Origin of the sequence: Nocardia acidivorans NBRC 108247 (assembly GCF_001625085.1) — a bacterium.
Taxonomy (GTDB): Bacteria; Actinomycetota; Actinomycetes; order Mycobacteriales; family Mycobacteriaceae; genus Nocardia; species Nocardia acidivorans.
Map to the genome: position 1 here is coordinate 58,940 of NZ_BDAW01000026.1, position 14,438 is coordinate 73,377.

The 14,438-nt window shown below is 66.5% G+C and carries 13 protein-coding genes; 5 read left to right on the forward strand and 8 right to left on the reverse strand.

Going from position 1 to position 14,438, the window contains the following annotated elements; translation table 11 throughout:
- Window positions 1-160 precede the first annotated feature (160 nt).
- The 3 genes from metE to NA10_RS15975 all read left to right on the forward strand — a co-directional run bounded on the left by metE (window position 161) and on the right by NA10_RS15975 (window position 2,980).
- Window positions 161-2,479 (forward strand): 5-methyltetrahydropteroyltriglutamate--homocysteine S-methyltransferase, encoded by a 2,319-nt coding sequence (metE, locus tag NA10_RS15970; RefSeq protein WP_067568628.1) that lies wholly within the window; start codon window positions 161-163, stop codon window positions 2,477-2,479.
- 72 nt (window positions 2,480-2,551) lie between these two features.
- A complete protein-coding gene (locus NA10_RS39155) occupies window positions 2,552-2,674 on the forward strand; it encodes a hypothetical protein (protein ID WP_281180188.1) in 123 nt (40 codons plus the stop codon).
- A 93-nt stretch (window positions 2,675-2,767) separates the two neighbouring features.
- Window positions 2,768-2,980, forward strand: a complete 213-nt coding sequence (locus NA10_RS15975) for an antitoxin (RefSeq protein WP_084514752.1) — start codon at window positions 2,768-2,770, stop codon at window positions 2,978-2,980.
- Window positions 2,981-3,430: 450 nt separating this feature from the next.
- Here the strand turns inward: NA10_RS15975 and NA10_RS15980 are convergent, their stop codons facing one another.
- Window positions 3,431-4,654: an AI-2E family transporter gene (locus NA10_RS15980; RefSeq protein WP_245677345.1), complete on the reverse strand. Its 1,224-nt coding sequence runs from the start codon at window positions 4,652-4,654 to the stop codon at window positions 3,431-3,433.
- Between the two features lie 141 nt (window positions 4,655-4,795).
- Window positions 4,796-5,848 carry an NAD(P)-dependent alcohol dehydrogenase gene (locus NA10_RS15985; RefSeq protein WP_067568630.1) on the reverse strand — a complete coding sequence of 351 codons (1,053 nt, stop codon included), beginning with the start codon at window positions 5,846-5,848 and terminating at the stop codon, window positions 4,796-4,798.
- Between the two features lie 65 nt (window positions 5,849-5,913).
- Between NA10_RS15985 and NA10_RS15990 the strand changes: the two genes are divergently transcribed.
- Window positions 5,914-6,645, forward strand: a complete 732-nt coding sequence (locus tag NA10_RS15990; protein WP_067568631.1) for a ZIP family metal transporter — start codon at window positions 5,914-5,916, stop codon at window positions 6,643-6,645.
- 178 nt (window positions 6,646-6,823) lie between these two features.
- Window positions 6,824-7,927 carry a S1C family serine protease gene (locus NA10_RS15995; RefSeq protein ID WP_067568675.1) on the forward strand — a complete coding sequence of 368 codons (1,104 nt, stop codon included), beginning with the start codon at window positions 6,824-6,826 and terminating at the stop codon, window positions 7,925-7,927.
- Between the two features lies 1 nt (window position 7,928).
- On the opposite strand, the gene NA10_RS16000 is transcribed toward NA10_RS15995, so the two are convergent.
- From NA10_RS16000 to NA10_RS16025, 6 genes are all read right to left on the reverse strand, one after another.
- Window positions 7,929-8,498 carry a vitamin K epoxide reductase family protein gene (locus NA10_RS16000; protein WP_245677349.1) on the reverse strand — a complete coding sequence of 190 codons (570 nt, stop codon included), beginning with the start codon at window positions 8,496-8,498 and terminating at the stop codon, window positions 7,929-7,931.
- Complete coding sequence (locus NA10_RS16005) at window positions 8,495-9,271, reverse strand: DsbA family protein (protein WP_067568632.1); 777 nt, start codon at window positions 9,269-9,271, stop codon at window positions 8,495-8,497. The genes NA10_RS16000 and NA10_RS16005 overlap by 4 nt, the downstream gene beginning before the upstream one ends.
- Before the next feature lie 214 nt (window positions 9,272-9,485).
- Entirely contained in the window at window positions 9,486-10,337 is an 852-nt protein-coding gene (locus NA10_RS16010) for a polyphosphate kinase 2 family protein (protein ID WP_067568633.1), read from the reverse strand.
- A gap of 103 nt (window positions 10,338-10,440) precedes the next feature.
- On the reverse strand, window positions 10,441-11,157 hold the full coding sequence (locus NA10_RS16015; protein WP_245677351.1) for an ESX secretion-associated protein EspG: 717 nt from the start codon (window positions 11,155-11,157) through the stop codon (window positions 10,441-10,443).
- 454 nt (window positions 11,158-11,611) lie between these two features.
- Window positions 11,612-12,853, reverse strand: coding sequence for a saccharopine dehydrogenase family protein (locus tag NA10_RS16020; RefSeq protein ID WP_067568677.1), 1,242 nt, complete (start codon window positions 12,851-12,853; stop codon window positions 11,612-11,614).
- Window positions 12,854-12,876: 23 nt separating this feature from the next.
- The gene (locus NA10_RS16025; RefSeq protein ID WP_067568635.1) at window positions 12,877-14,310 is read right to left on the reverse strand and encodes an ABC1 kinase family protein; all 1,434 of its coding nucleotides are present in this window, start codon (window positions 14,308-14,310) and stop codon (window positions 12,877-12,879) included.
- Window positions 14,311-14,438 lie beyond the last annotated feature (128 nt).

Sequence of the window (14,438 nt, forward strand, 5' to 3'; positions counted from 1 at the left end):
AGATCAGTTGTCGCGTTCTCGAACACAAGGCCACGCTCGAGACGCCCAGCGTTCTTTACCCAGGTGCGCGTCGCCGGGCATGTGGCGGCGTCCACCTTCGACGGGCATAAGCTGCAAATAGGTCGAGTCGGACCGGCAGCTCGGAAGGAGTGTCCCGCACATGGTCAATGTCAGCGATGGCTTCGGATCCAGCATTCTGGGGTATCCGAGAGTCGGCCCGCACCGGGAGCTCAAGCGTGCTCTCGAGTCGTATTGGCACGGAACGCTTTCCCGGGAAGCGCTGCTCGAGGTCGGGCGCGAGATTCAGGAGACCCAGTACCTCGAATTGGCCGCCACCGGCTTGACGCAGGTGCCCGGCAATACCTTCTCCTTCTACGACCACATTCTCGACAACGCACTGCTGTTCGGTGCGGTCCCGAAGCGGTTCGAGGCGCATCGCGAGGGTTTGCACCCCTTGGACTTCTACTTCCTGATGGCGCGCGGGCGGCCCGATCTGCCGCCGCTGGAGCTGGTGCGGTTCTTCAATACGCCGTACCACTACCGCCAGCCGGAGCTGGACGCCGATACCGAATTCTCTTTGCACCCCGAGGCTTTGCTCGACGAGTTCGACCGCGCCAAGGCCGCGGGCATCGAACTGCGCCCGGTGGTGCTCGGCCCGCTGTCGCTGCTGCTGCTCTCCAAGACCGGCCATGTCCCCGGTGAGACCGAATTCGACAAGCTGGTGCTGCTGGACAAGCTGCTCCCGCTGTACGAAGAGCTCTTCGAGATCCTGGCCAAGCGCGGCGCGACCTGCGTGCAATTGGATGAGCCCTGCTTCACCAGCGACCGCTCACCCTCCACCATCGAACTCTTCGAGCAGACCTACCACCGGCTCTCCAAGGCGTCGCTGCGCCCGCGTCTGCTCGTCACCGGCCAGTACGGCGATTTCGGCGAGGCCCTGGAAGCGTTGGCGCGCACCAAGGTCGAGGCCATCGGACTCGATCTGGCCAACCATCGGATCCGCCCGGAAGATCTGGCGAAGATCCCCGGCATCGGCCGTAAGCGGTTGTACGCGGGCGTCATCAGCGGCACCAATGTGTGGCGCGCCGACCGCGTGGTCGCCCTCGAATACCTGAACGAGCTGGCCAAGGTCTGCCCGGACATGGTGGTCTCCACCGGTGCGACCCTGCTGCACGTGCCCTACGACCTGCTCGTGGAATACGATCTGGAGGAGCACGTCGCGGACCGCCTCGCCTTCGCGAAACAAAAGGTCCTCGAGGTGGTTTCGCTGGCCAAGGCGCTCACCGAAGGACCTTCGGAGAAATGGCGCAAGCGCCCGACCTCGGTGCACTTCAAGCAGAAACACGCTGTGCGGCAGCGGGTTTACAACATCACGCCGGAAATGCGGGAGCGCGCGCCCTATGAGGTGCGACGTGTCGCACAGCAGGCCAAGCTGAATCTGCCGCTGGTGCCCGCCACCACGCTCGGCTCCTTCCCGCAGACCAATGCCGGTCGACAGGCCCGCTACGAGCTGGGCCGGGGCCGACTGTCCTACGACGACTACCGCAAGCGCATCGAAGCCGAGATCGAAGGCACCATTCGACTACAGGAGGACATCGGCCTCGATGTCTTCGTGCACGGCGAGCACGAGCGCAATGACATGATCCAGTACTTCGCGGAGCAGCTGGACGGCTTCGCCACCACCCGCTTCGGCTGGGTGCAGGTGTACGGATCCCGTTGTGTGCGACCGCCGGTGCTGTACGGCGATGTGTCCCGCCCCGCCCCCATGTCGGTCGAGTGGACCACCTACGCGCAGTCGCTCACCGATAAACCGGTCAAGGGTATGGTCACCGGTCCGGTCACCATGATCGCGCGCTCCTTCGTGCGCCAGGACCAGCCGCTGTTCGAAACCGCGGACCAAGTGGCACTTGCCATTCGGGACGAAGTGGTGGATCTGGAGAAGGCGGGCATCGCCATCATCCAGGTGGACGAGCCGTCCATTCGCGAACTGCTGCCGCTGCGGGTCAAGGGCCGCGCCGAATACCTGCGCTGGGCGGTCGGTGCGTTCAAGCTGGCCACCTCCGGTGTGCTCCCCGAGACCCAGATCCACACGCACATCGGCTATTCCAGCCGCGTTGACGTGGTGCAGGCCATCGAGGAACTCGATGCCGACGTGACCGCGATCGTGGCCACCCGCTCCATCGAATGGGTGCTCAAGGCCCTGGAAGAGGACAATGCCGAAGGGCGCGGCCTCACCCACGGCGTCGGCCCGGGCGTGTACGAATCCCGGTCGGCGCGCATCCCGGATATCGACGAACTTGACGAGGCACTCACCGCCGCGGCCAAAGCCGTGACGCCGCAACGCCTCTGGGCCAATCCGGACGGCGGGCTCAAGACCCGGCACCACTGGCAGCTGGACCCGTCCCTGCGCAATATGGTCGCGGCCGCCCGCCGCGTCCGCCGCCGGGCACTGGCCGCGGAGGCCGAAGCGGCCGAGTAGCGCACGTTCACGAACCTGTCACGAAAGCGGAATTAGCCTGCGGGCACAGTTCTTTCGAGACAGGAGACGCCGATGGATCCGACGGGCAAGGGTGATCAGCCGGAGCCGGCCGAGGATGTGAAGCAGTTCAGCGAGAGCGCCGAGCACAAGGCTGATCAGGAACATCCTGATCAGCCTTGGAAGAGTCTGCGCTGAGTCCCGGGCGCGCGCTGAGTCGCGCACCCCACACCCGTCGCTCACCGTCCGCCCGGTCCCGGCCGATAACCTGGGGGCCGAGGTTGATTCGAGATGAGGAGTTCGACGGTGGGTCTGTTCGACAATCTGAAGGAAGCGGCGGGCAAGGCCGCTGAACTGGCGAGCGAGCACGCGGACAAACTGGATCCGCTGATCGACAAGGTCGGCGATCTGGTGGACGACCGCACCGAGGGCAAGTACGCCGGACACGTCGACAAGGTGCAGGACGCCGCCAAGAAGGCCCTGCACGAGCAGGGGCAGAAGTAGAAAGAAAGCGCCCGGGGCAGTAGCGCGATGCTCATTCATTGAGATCCGGTAGCCCCGCTGCTCCCGGGTTCGCTACTGCCGCAACGTCATCCCGTCATTCCGGCATGCTTTCGGCCGGAATCTACCGAAATAGACTGTGTCGCTGTGGGTGTGGATCCCGGGCAAAAGCGCGCCGGGATGACGGGGATGGTGCTTCACCGGCCGCGGTGGTACCGGTGTCGGCGGGCATGGCCGCGGCCACGCCCGCGCCGAACGGGAGAATGAACAAGGGTCGCCGCCAGGGCGATGGTGATGCGCTTCGCGGTGGTGGTCATGTGATCGGCTCCCCTTGCCTGGTCCCGGGCGGTGTTTCTCGATGCCTGCAATGGTGCTCATCCGCGCCGGAATTCTCTGTCGCCGCATACACGCTCGGTGTGTAGCCGCGCCGACACCTCCGGCCCGCGCTCGGGTTCAGCCGTTATCGGGGGCCATTCCCTTTTTCCCGGGCATGATCCGGCCGAGTCGCTCGGACAGCGGTTTACGCGGTCGCGGTGCGGGCGGCTCGGGCGGCAGCTGTACCTCGTAGCGGCGGATGTACGCGCCGATGAACGCCTGTGCGGTGGCGGTGACGGGGATGGCCAGCAGCGCTCCCGTGGCCCCGAACAGGGCCGCGCCCGCCAGCACCGCGCCGAAGGCCACCGCCGGATGCATATCCAACGTCGTCGCGGTGATGCGTGGTTGCAGCACGTAGTTCTCGAACTGCTGATACAGCACGATGAATCCGAGAATCCACAGCGCGGTGCGCGGACTCTGCCCGAGCGCCACCACCACCGGCAGCGCACCCGCCAGATAGGTGCCGACAGTCGGAATGAACTGCGAGACAACGCCGACCCACAGCGCCAGCGCGATGGCCGACGGGATTTCGAGAATCCGCATGGCCACGAAATGCGCGATGGTCGAGCAGAGCGCAAGCAGCGCACGGGAATACAGGTAGCCGCCCGTCTTGTCGACCGCGATATCCCAGGCGCGCAGGACATGTCGCTGCCGCTGCGGCGGCAGCACCGAACAGACCGCGGTGCGGAAGCGCGGTCCGTCGGCGGCGAAGTAGTAGGTGAACAGCAGTACGCCCAGCGCCTGGAACAGCACGCCCAGGGCGGTGGTGCCGATACCCCACACATCCCCGGCCAGTCCGACCAGCCAGGACTCCAGCCGCGAACTCAATTGCGAGGCTCGCTCGGTGATATCCGCACCGGAGAGATCGGTGTGGAAGGTGCGATTGATCCAGGCCACCGCGTCCTCGGTGGTGTGCGGCGCGTTCTTGACCAGCGAGGTGATCTGATCGACCACCAGATCGCCCATGGCCCAGACGAATCCGACCACCGCGGCCAGCACCACGAGGAAGACCGCGCCGGTCGCCGGTCCGCGCCGCCAGCCATGCGCGGCCAGCCGGTTCACCGCCGGTTCGATGGCGAAGGCCAGGAACAGCGAGACCACCAGCACGGTCAGCAGACCCTGCAATTTCTGCAGGGACCAGAACGTGACGACGATCCCGGCCACGGTGGCCGCCGCCAGCAGATAGGCGCGCGGCAGCCAGGCCGGAATCGCCACGGTCAGCGAACGCGGCGCGGTGTGCTGTTCGGATACGTCGTTCTTCTCGGCCGCCGGGTCCGGCGCGCCGCCCACCTCTTCGGACACACCGCAAACGTAGCCGTGGCCCGCGGTTCTCGGAGCCAGCCCCCGTCATCCCGGCGCGTTTTCGGCCGGGATCCGCACGGTCGGCGCATTCCCTGCCCGTATGGATCCCGGCCAAAGCATGCCGGGATGACGAGGGGCCGGCTACATGGTGGCGGTGTCGATGACGAAGCGGTAGCGCACATCGCTGGCGACCACCCGGTCATAGGCTTCGTCGATGCGATCCGCGGAGATGACCTCGATCTCCGCGCCGACACCGTGTTCGGCGCAGAAGTTGAGCATCTCCTGGGTCTGCGCGATACCGCCGATCATGGATCCGGCGAGTGAGCGCCGATAGCCCGCGATGGTGAAAGGTTTGACGCTCAAAGGGTTTTCGGGCAATCCGAGAATGACCAGGGTGCCGTCCAGCGCGAGCAGCTTCAGATAGCTGTCGATCGGCAGATCCGCCGAGACGGTGTTCAGGATCAGATCGAATTTCCCGCGCAGGTCCCGGAAGGTCTGCTTATCGCTGGTCGCGTAGTAGTGCTGCGCGCCGAAGCGCTCACCGTCGGCCTGCTTGCTCAGCGAATGGCTCAGCACGGTCACCTCCGCGCCCATGGCGGCGGCGATCTTCACACCCACATGCCCGAGCCCGCCCATGCCGATGATCGCGACCCGCTTACCCGGACCCGCGTTCCAGTGCCGCAGCGGCGAATACAGCGTGACGCCCGCGCACAGCAGCGGCGCGGCCTCGTCCAGGCCGATGCCCTCGGGTATGCCGACCACGAACCCCTCGGTCACCACGACCTGGGTGGAGTACCCGCCCATGGTGTATCCGGCGGGGGAGACCTCCGGGGCCACGGCGGTGTTGTAGGTCATGGTCGCGCCGCGATCGCAGTACTGCTCCTCGCCCGCCACGCACGGCCCGCAGACGCCGCACGAATCGACCATGCAGCCCACGCCGACCCGATCGCCGACCCGGTGCCGGGTGACCTCGGAGCCGACCGCGGCGACCAGACCTGCGATCTCGTGACCGGGCACGCAGGGGTAGCGGGTGCCGCCCCATTCATCGCGCGCGGTGTGGATGTCGGAGTGGCAGATGCCCGCGAATTTCACATCGATCAGCACATCTCGGGGACCGAGCTCACGGCGTTCGATGGCGAGCTTGGAGAACCGGCCATCGGGCGCGGAGACGGCATAGGCGGCAGCGATGCTCATGGGTACATGCCTACCACTCGGCGCGGCGCGCCCGCGACGCACCGCCGCATCGGCATGCTGGGCCGGTGGCGATCCTGCTGGCACTGGTGTCGATGTGCTCGACCTTCCTCGGCGGACTGGTCGCGGACCGCATCGGCGATCGCAAACGCCTGGTCCTGGGCTTGGCCGCGGGCGTCATGCTCGGCGTGGTCGCCTTCGACCTGATGCCCGAGGCCCTCGAACACGACACCCGCGTCGCGCTCGGCGTACCGGTGCCGCTGCTGGCCGCGGTGGTCGGCTTCTTCACCGTGCACATCGTGGAGCAGACGGTGGCGCTGCACACCGGCCACGAGGACGAATTCGGTACGCACCACCACGATTTCGCGTCGGTGGGCCTGGTGGCCGCGGGCGGGCTGGTCTTCCACAGCTTTCTGGACGGACTCAGCATCGGATTGAGTTTCCAGGTCGGGGCGGCCACCGGCGCGGCCGTGGCCATCGCGGTCATCAGTCACGATTTCGCGGACGGTTTCAACACCTTCACCCTCACCACGCTGTACGGCAATGCGCGCACCCGCGGTCTGGCCATGCTGACCGCCGATGCCGTGGCGCCGGTCCTCGGCGCCATCGTCGGAACCTTCCTGAAGGTGCCCGCGCAATTCGTGGGCATGTACCTCGGCTACTTCGCGGGTTTCCTGCTGTATCTGGCCACCGCCGACATCCTGCCCGAGGCGCATGCGGGCACACCGTCCAAGGCGCCGCTGCTGTTCACCCTGCTCGGCCTCGGCGGCATGCTCGCCATCGCCGCGCTGGGTCATTGAACGCGCTGGGGTCATTGGACGCGCTGGGGTCATTGAACGCGCTGGGGTCATTGAACGCACTGGGTCATCGAAACCGTGCGCACGGTCCTCGAAACGCACGAAGAGCGGCGTATCGGCCCCTTGACCTGGTACACCAGGAGACACAGACCGCACAGCCGATGCGGTAGTGGAGGGATCGATGCACGACGACCCGCGTCGCACGAACTCGGCGGGTGCCGGGCGACTGCTCGCCCTGCTCTTCGCCGCGATCCTCGGCATCACCGCATTCCTCGGTTATCGAGGCGAACTGGCGCGCTGGCCCTTCCCGCACGATCCGCCCACCGCCGCCCTGCTCGGTCCGCCGCTACCGCCGCCGGACGCCGAACTCGTCTCGCGACTGGTGGATCCGGTGCTGGCGAATATCACCGCGAGCATCCGCCCGTACGGTCTGGGCGCGGCGGGGTCGGGCATTGTGCTCACCGCCGACGGGCAGGTGCTCACCAGCCATCACGTCATCAAAGGCGCTGACACCGTGACGGTTTCCGATATCGGCACCGGTGCGGTGTACCCGGCCACGGTGCTCGGTTACGACTCCTCGGCCGATATCGCGCTCATCGAACTCACCGGCGCGACCGGATTGCCGGTCGCGCGGATCGGCAGTTCGGCGAGCCTGCGGCTGGGCGATCAGCTGCTGGCCATCGGCAATGCGGGCGGCACCGGATCGCCCACCGCGGTCGGCGGCGCGATCACCGATCTGGACAGCACCATCGTGGCGCGCAATTCGGCGGATCTGACCCGAAAGTCCTTGCACGGCTTGATCGCAGTCGCCGCGGCCGTCACCGCCGGACAGTCCGGCGGGGCCCTGGTGGATCGATACGGCGCGGTCGTGGGCGTGGTCACCGCGGCCTCGGGGGAGTTGCAGAAGACCCTCGGGCAGGGACCCGAGGGCTATGCGGTGCCCATCGACACCGCCATGGCCGTGGTCCGCCAAATCCGTTCCGGCACACCGACGGATACCGTGCACATCGGCCCGACCGCCACCCTCGGGATTCTCACCTCGGACGCCCGGCCCGCCGGGGCGCGCATCGATGTGGCGGTGTACGGGCAACCGGCCTACGCGGCCGGGCTCACCGAGGGGGAGGTGATCACCGCCGTCGACGGGCGCGTCATCGCGAGCACCCAAACCCTCAAGGCCGCACTGAATCTGCACAAACCCGATGATGTGGTGCGCCTGGATCTGACCGAGCCCGGCGGCGGGCAGCGGACCGTGAGCGTGACGCTCACGGTCGGCCCAGCCAACTAGCTCATAGGTGATCGCGCCAGTAATCCTGGAATTGGATGTAGACGATCAGAATCACCACCGCGTAGTAGATGGCGACGACGGTCCAGCGCCACTCCACGACTATTTGCAGGAGCCCGCGGGATTTACCCCACAGCTGCCCGGTCACCACCGCCAGCAGCAGCGGCGTCACCGCCCACACCACCATGCACCACGGGCACAGCGCGTGAATCTGGAACACCGCCTGATAGATCAGCCAGCCGATGAAACCCATGCCCAGCGCCAGACCGGACCACAATCCGCCCCAAATCCAGCGCGGCAGACCGATATTGGCGACCGCCAGCACCCCGAGGGTGACCACCACCGAATAGCCGACCACACCGATGATGGGATTGGGGAAACCGAAGGCCGCCGCCTGATCGGACTCCATGACGGTGGTGCAGGACAGCGTCGAATCGATACTGCAGAGCGGTTTGAAGCCGGGTTCGGTGAAGAGTTTGAACTTGTCGACCAGCAGCGTCACCGACGCGCCCCAGCCGATCAATCCGCCCAGCAGCAGCGGCCAGGCGGATCGAGGCGGAGCCGAGATGATCACTTCGCCGCGGCCTCGATGACCGGCTTCAAGCCGTTCGGGGTCATCAGCGCCTGCGGATCGCTGACCTGCTTACCGGCCACGTACACCGACGGGGTGGACTTCAGGCCGGTGTCGAAGACCGCCTTGGTCTCATCCTTCACGTAGCCGACGTACTTCTGATCCTTGATGCCCTGTGCCACAGCGGGATCGGTGTAACCGACCGAGGCCGCGATCTGGATCAGCTGATCATCGGTCATGCCATTGCTGCCCTCCTGGGGCTGCTGGCTGTACATGGCCGCGAGCCACGCCTGGAACTTGGCCGGATCGGCGGCGGCGACCACATAGGCGGCGCTCGCCGCGCGCGTGGAGAACTGGTTGCCCTGCGAGGCGCGGTCCAGGAACGAGATGATGTTGTACTCCACCACCGCGGTCCCGCTCTTCACCTCGTCCTCGAGCGCGGTCGCGTTGTTCTTCTCGAACATCTGGCAGGCCGGGCACTGCAGATCGGCGACGACCTGCACCTTCACCTTGGCGTCGGGCTTGCCGATGCGGATCGCACCGCCCTCGGTGAGGTTCGGCGGCACCGCACCCGCGCTCGCGTCATGGGTGACGACCGGAGCGAACGAGCTCGACGCGTCCTTGCTGTCGGACTTGCGCATCGCCAACCCGATACCGATCGCCGCGATGAGGCCGACCAGGACCACGCCGACGCCGACCTGAATCATGATCTTGCGATTGCGATCAGCCTGTTGAGCCTTGGCCAGAGGATTCTTGCGATCACCCGGTTTGCTCACCGCGCGCTCACCACGCCTTTCCTAGTCATGACTTGTGCGAGCCTCATCTTCACCCGCAAACCTGAGAGAATGCTGTAACCATTGCCCTCCGCTGCGCCACGGGCGGGTTCGCGGCCCCGAAGTCCCGGTTCTTCCCTCCCTCCGGCTCCTGCGCTGCGCTCTCCCGCCTCCACTCGGTCCAGAACCGGGACGGCCGCAAACCATCGGGTCGGTGTCACGCCCGGGCGAGCTTCTTCTTCTCCGCCTCGACATCGAAAGTGGCTTGCGGCCAATCGAGTTTGAGGCCCTGCAGGGCGTCGATGAGCAGTTCGGTGACCGCCAGCCGGGCGTACCACTTGTGATCGCAGGGCAGTACATGCCAGGGCGCGTACTCGGTATTGGTCCGGTCCAGCACCGCCTGGTACGCCTCCTGGTACGCGGGCCAGTAGGCACGCTCGGCGAGATCGTTGGGGCTGTACTTCCAGTGCTTGTCCGGTCGATCCAGGCGCTGCATGAGGCGCTTCTTCTGTTCGTCGAGCGAGACGAACATGGCCACCTTCACCACGACCGTGCCGTCGTCGACGAGTTTGCGCTCGAACTTGTTGATCTCGTCGTAGCGCTTGCCCCAGACGTCCGGCGGCACCAGCTCGTGCACACGCACCACCAGCACATCCTCGTAGTGCGAGCGGTCGAAGACGCCGATCTGACCGCCGCGCGGGAGCTGTTTGCGAATACGCCAGAGGTAGTGGTGCTTTCGCTCCTCGGGGGTGGGCACCCCGAAGGCCGCGTGATCCACGCCCTGCGGATCCACCGAACCGATCACGTGCCGGACGATGCCGCCCTTGCCCGCGGTGTCCATGCCCTGCAACACCAGCAGCACACTGCGATTGTCACCGTGCCTGCCGTTCGCGTAGAGCCGTTCCTGTAGTTCCGAGAGCAGGTCCGCGCGCTCGGCCAGCAATTGCTCCCCGGCGCGCTTATCGCCCTTGAAACCGGGGGTCGCGGATGTGTTCAGATCGCTGACCCGCACACCATCGGCCCGCAGGGCCTTGGTAACCGGTTTCGACCAGGATGTCGCCTTCGCCATCCGTCATGCGTAACACGCCGGCGCGCTTCGCGTGGGCAAGCACGCCGAAATCGTTCCGGTGAACCCGAGGTGATCGGCTGCTGACGCACGGGTGTCCGGCGAGTTACACCCGCGCCAGGCGGACCAGATGTTCGGCCAGTTCGGCATCACCCATCGGGGTGAGGGTCAGATCGGTGGCGGTGGTCAGCAGATAGCGGCCGTCCCCGGAGAAATCCAGCCAGGTGCGATGCCGGGTCGGCGGGGAGAGCGGATTGGCGGGCTCCACGGTGACGGTGATGAAACCGCGCCCGTCCACCGGTTCGCGGAGTTTGCGGCGGAAGTGATCCGCGGCGAGATCTGCCGAATCCGGTGGGGCCACAATCTGATCCGCGTCCGGGTCGGTATCCGGATCCTGCGGCAGCAGGACCGCGCGCTGCGGTTCGCGCATCGGGGCGTGGCGACCGGGCGGTGCGGAGCCGATGATCTCCACCAGCTCCAGGCCGAGTTGGTCTGCGGGACAGATCATTACCGAGACCGCGTCGGGCAGCGCGACCAGAATGCCCGCGCGCTGCTGTGCCACCGCCGCGAACGCCAGGATGCGCCGGGGTGCGGGATTGCTGCATTCGCCGTAGAGAGTGACGGTGGTGGTGTCGGTGCGCGCGCACAGCATGAGCGCTGCGCTCAGATCCGGATCGGTGCGATAGCGGTGCCGCATTCGGGGTGCGGCGCCGGGGTTCTCGGTGCGTTCGATGGCGCGCGGCAGGGTGTCCAGGGGGTAGGGGCGGCGTTCCAGCTCGGTTTCGCGGGTCCAGACCAGCGCGAATTCCTCCGGAGTCAGCATCCATTTCATGCCGGGTACGGCCTGGTGTCCGATAAGGACGTGTCCGATAAAGACGTGTCCGATAAAGACATAGCGGGCGTCCCCCTTTCTTGCGGTACGACCCTCCATCCCGATCGCGACCCTACCGGAGGGTTTCCACACCCGCGTCCCGTCGCGTAAGGGGGCTTACTGTGACGTACCGCACGGTAGGGATCCGCTGCGGAATGTGCGATCATGCCACCTGGTCGTCCGACCAGAGCTTGTGTCGTCACGCAACAGGCGGAGGGGCGAGGATCCCGCCGACCCCTGGTACCGGACCGCACTGGACCACCGCACCGGAAACCTGGTGTGGCAGCGCCGATCCGGCCCCGGCCCGCTCTACAACAACAACTACGCGGGCCTGGCCCTCGGTCCGACGGCACCGCCTACCTCGGCGTCCTCATCGCCCTCCGCGACGGCGGGTAGCCCGGATCGGTCAGGCCAGGTCGACGTCGATGGTCATGCCCACCTTGCGAAGACGGTCGGTGAGGGCGTCGCCCATGGCCGAGGCGGGGGTGAGAATGCCCGCCAGTTCCGGCAATTGGTCGAAGGCCAGGGTGAGGCCGGACTGGCCGAGCATGACGGCGGTGGCCGCGTAGCCGGGATCGCCCTTACCGGCGAAGGTGCAGACGTACTTCGCGCCGGAGGTGGTGTGGGCGAAGGTGCGCATGGTGAACCAGCCACTGCGGCGGGCCTTCTCGCTAGGACCGGTACCGGGCTTGGGAACCAGGCGGTCCAGCAGTCTGCGGCCCACCGCGACGCGGGACAGCACCGCGCCCGCGGCCATGGTCGCCACGATGCCGCCCGCCATACCCGCCGCCACCAGCGGAGCGGTGGCCGAGCTGCCCGCGCTCATGACCTCGCGGTAGCGGAAGTTCTTACCGTAGGGCCAGCCCAGCAGGCCGTTGCTGCGGCGCACGATCTTGGTGTTGTGCGCGCCCATGATGAAGGTGGCGACCCAGCCGTTCAGGCTCGGATCGATATTCGAGGCCCGCTCCAGCGCCTGATCGGACTGGCGACCCACCTCCGGATCCATGGACCGGTCCGGGCTCAGCGAATACGGGTGCGACATGATCGCGCCCTTCTTCGGGTCCGCGGCAATGGCCTCCATCATGGCGCGGCCGGAGTCCACGGTGCCGCCGCTGACCCCGCCCTTGAGCCACGCCACCAGGGTCACATCGGTGAGTTCGCCGGTATGGTCCTCGACGCTGCGCTTGTACAGCTGGTACACGCTCAGATCCGACGGAATCGAGTCGTAGCCACAGGAATTCACGATTTTCGCGCCGGTCTCGGCCGCCCGATCGCCGAAGCGGTCGATGCATTCGCGGATGAAGAGCGGCTCACCGGTGAGATCGGCGTAGTGCGTACCGTTCTCGGCGCAGGCCCGCACCAGCGGCAGTCCGTAGCGCAGGTACGGTCCGACCGTGGTGACCACGACCTCGGTCCGCGCGGCCAGTGCGTCCAGACTGCCCTGATCGGTCGAATCAGCCTGTACCAGTGGCCATTCCGCCGCACCGGGCCCGAGTTCGGCGCGCACCGCGGCCAGCTTGTCGGCCGAGCGCCCGGCCAGCGCGATACGCGCCCCGGCGGGTGCGGCCTCGATCAGATACTGCGCCGTCAGCTTGCCGACGAAACCCGTCGCGCCGAATAGCACGAGGTCGAATTCCCTGTCTGCCATGGTCAATTCCCGTCCGGTGGGGTTCACGCCTTCGCGGCGCGTTTCCGAGTGGTCTTCTTCTTGGGTGCGGTGGTCGGGGTGGGCGCGGGCCGGGTGGCCAGCCAATCCCTGTGCGCGCGACCGAGTTCGGTGACCGGTTCGTCCCCGTACAGCCATTCCCGGGCGATCCGATGCCAATTGCCGGTCGCCTCCAACTGCCCGAGCATGCCGAAGGTGAGAAAATCCGCGCGTCGCGAGAACAGATGTTCCGGCGGCAGATTCTGCTGTTTCATACCGGAGAACTCACTGGCCCGCGGGTCGACGGCGAGAATGAACGCGCCCGAGGCCAGCTCGGGCGTAATGGTGAGATCCTCGTCCACCAGCGCCCATTCGCACGCCGCGAGAACGTATTCCAGGCATTCCTCCGGGGTGATCTCCTCCGGCGAATCGATGACACCGCGCTGAACCATCAAGTCGCGCAGCTCTTCCGCCCGATCCTCGGCGGCGGCGCGAATACAGGTGGCCTCGAACCGCACATGTGCGGGATCCATCCGGTTGTACAACCCGAAATCCAGGAAGGCCACCCGCCCATCCGAGCCCAGCAGCAGATTACCCGGATGCGGATCACCGCAGAATTCGTTGAAGGTGAACAGCGAACCCACATAGAACCGGTAGATGATCTCGCCGATCCGATCCCGCTCCGCCGCGGGCAGCGCCCGGATCTCCTCGAAGCCGCGGCCCGGAAAATACTCGCTCACCAGCACACGCTGGGTGGACAGCTCCGGAAAGGTGTCCGGCACCACAATGAACGGATGTCCGCGGTACAGCTCGGCGATCTGCTTCTGGGTATTCGCCTCGGCGACGTAGTCGAGTTCGCTCTCCAGGTTCAACCGCAGCTCATCCAGCACGGCCGGGGTGATCCACGGCATGGCCGATTGCAGAATGCGCCGGAACATGGCCAGATTCTTCAGATCCGCGCGCACCGCGGCATCGATGCCCGGGTACTGCACCTTCACCACCACGGTGCGCCCGTCACGCAGTTTCGCCCGGTAGACCTGTCCGATGGAAGCGGCGGCAATGGGTTCGGGTTCGAAATCGACGAACACCTCTTCCAGGGTGCGGCCGAAATCCTCCTCGATCACCGCGCGCATCACATCGAAGGAGACCGAGGGCGCGCTGTCGCGCAGAACGGCGAGCCGGCGCTGAAAACGTTCGCGATGCTCCGGCGGAACCAGGTCCAGGTCCAGCACCGAGAGCATCTGCCCGAGTTTCATGGCGACGCCCTTCATGGTGCCCAGCACCATGACCATCTGCTCGGTGGCCCGGATCATCGACTCCTCGGCCATGCGCTCGCGCACCGCCTCCGAGCGCCCGCGCATCGACCGCCGAGTCTTCTGGGCTCGCAAGGCATTACCGGCGACGGCCATTCCCAGCTTGGTTCCCCGCGCAAGCCTGGATGTGGGCAGCTCTTTCGCCATCAGTGACCCTCCATAGAACCAGCACCCCCATTGGCGCCGACGCTGTGCCGCCTCCCCGAGACTCTAGCGCGCAGCTAAGAGCCGTTACCGGTCGTGGACGCGTGCCTGCGGTTCGGTGCCGAACCGAT

What these genes read in the sequence shown, in the direction of transcription:
- metE (WP_067568628.1), top strand. Translation starts at nt 161, where the DNA reads ATGGTCAATGTCAGCGATGGCTTCGGATCCAGCATTCTGGGGTATCCG.
- NA10_RS39155 (WP_281180188.1), top strand. Translation starts at nt 2,552, where the DNA reads ATGGATCCGACGGGCAAGGGTGATCAGCCGGAGCCGGCCGAGGATGTG.
- NA10_RS15975 (WP_084514752.1), top strand. Translation starts at nt 2,768, where the DNA reads ATGAGGAGTTCGACGGTGGGTCTGTTCGACAATCTGAAGGAAGCGGCG.
- NA10_RS15985 (WP_067568630.1), bottom strand. Translation starts at nt 5,848, where the DNA reads ATGAGCATCGCTGCCGCCTATGCCGTCTCCGCGCCCGATGGCCGGTTC.
- NA10_RS15995 (WP_067568675.1), top strand. Translation starts at nt 6,824, where the DNA reads ATGCACGACGACCCGCGTCGCACGAACTCGGCGGGTGCCGGGCGACTG.
- NA10_RS16010 (WP_067568633.1), bottom strand. Translation starts at nt 10,337, where the DNA reads ATGGCGAAGGCGACATCCTGGTCGAAACCGGTTACCAAGGCCCTGCGG.
- NA10_RS16015 (WP_245677351.1), bottom strand. Translation starts at nt 11,157, where the DNA reads ATGCTGACTCCGGAGGAATTCGCGCTGGTCTGGACCCGCGAAACCGAG.
- NA10_RS16020 (WP_067568677.1), bottom strand. Translation starts at nt 12,853, where the DNA reads ATGGCAGACAGGGAATTCGACCTCGTGCTATTCGGCGCGACGGGTTTC.
- NA10_RS16025 (WP_067568635.1), bottom strand. Translation starts at nt 14,310, where the DNA reads ATGGCGAAAGAGCTGCCCACATCCAGGCTTGCGCGGGGAACCAAGCTG.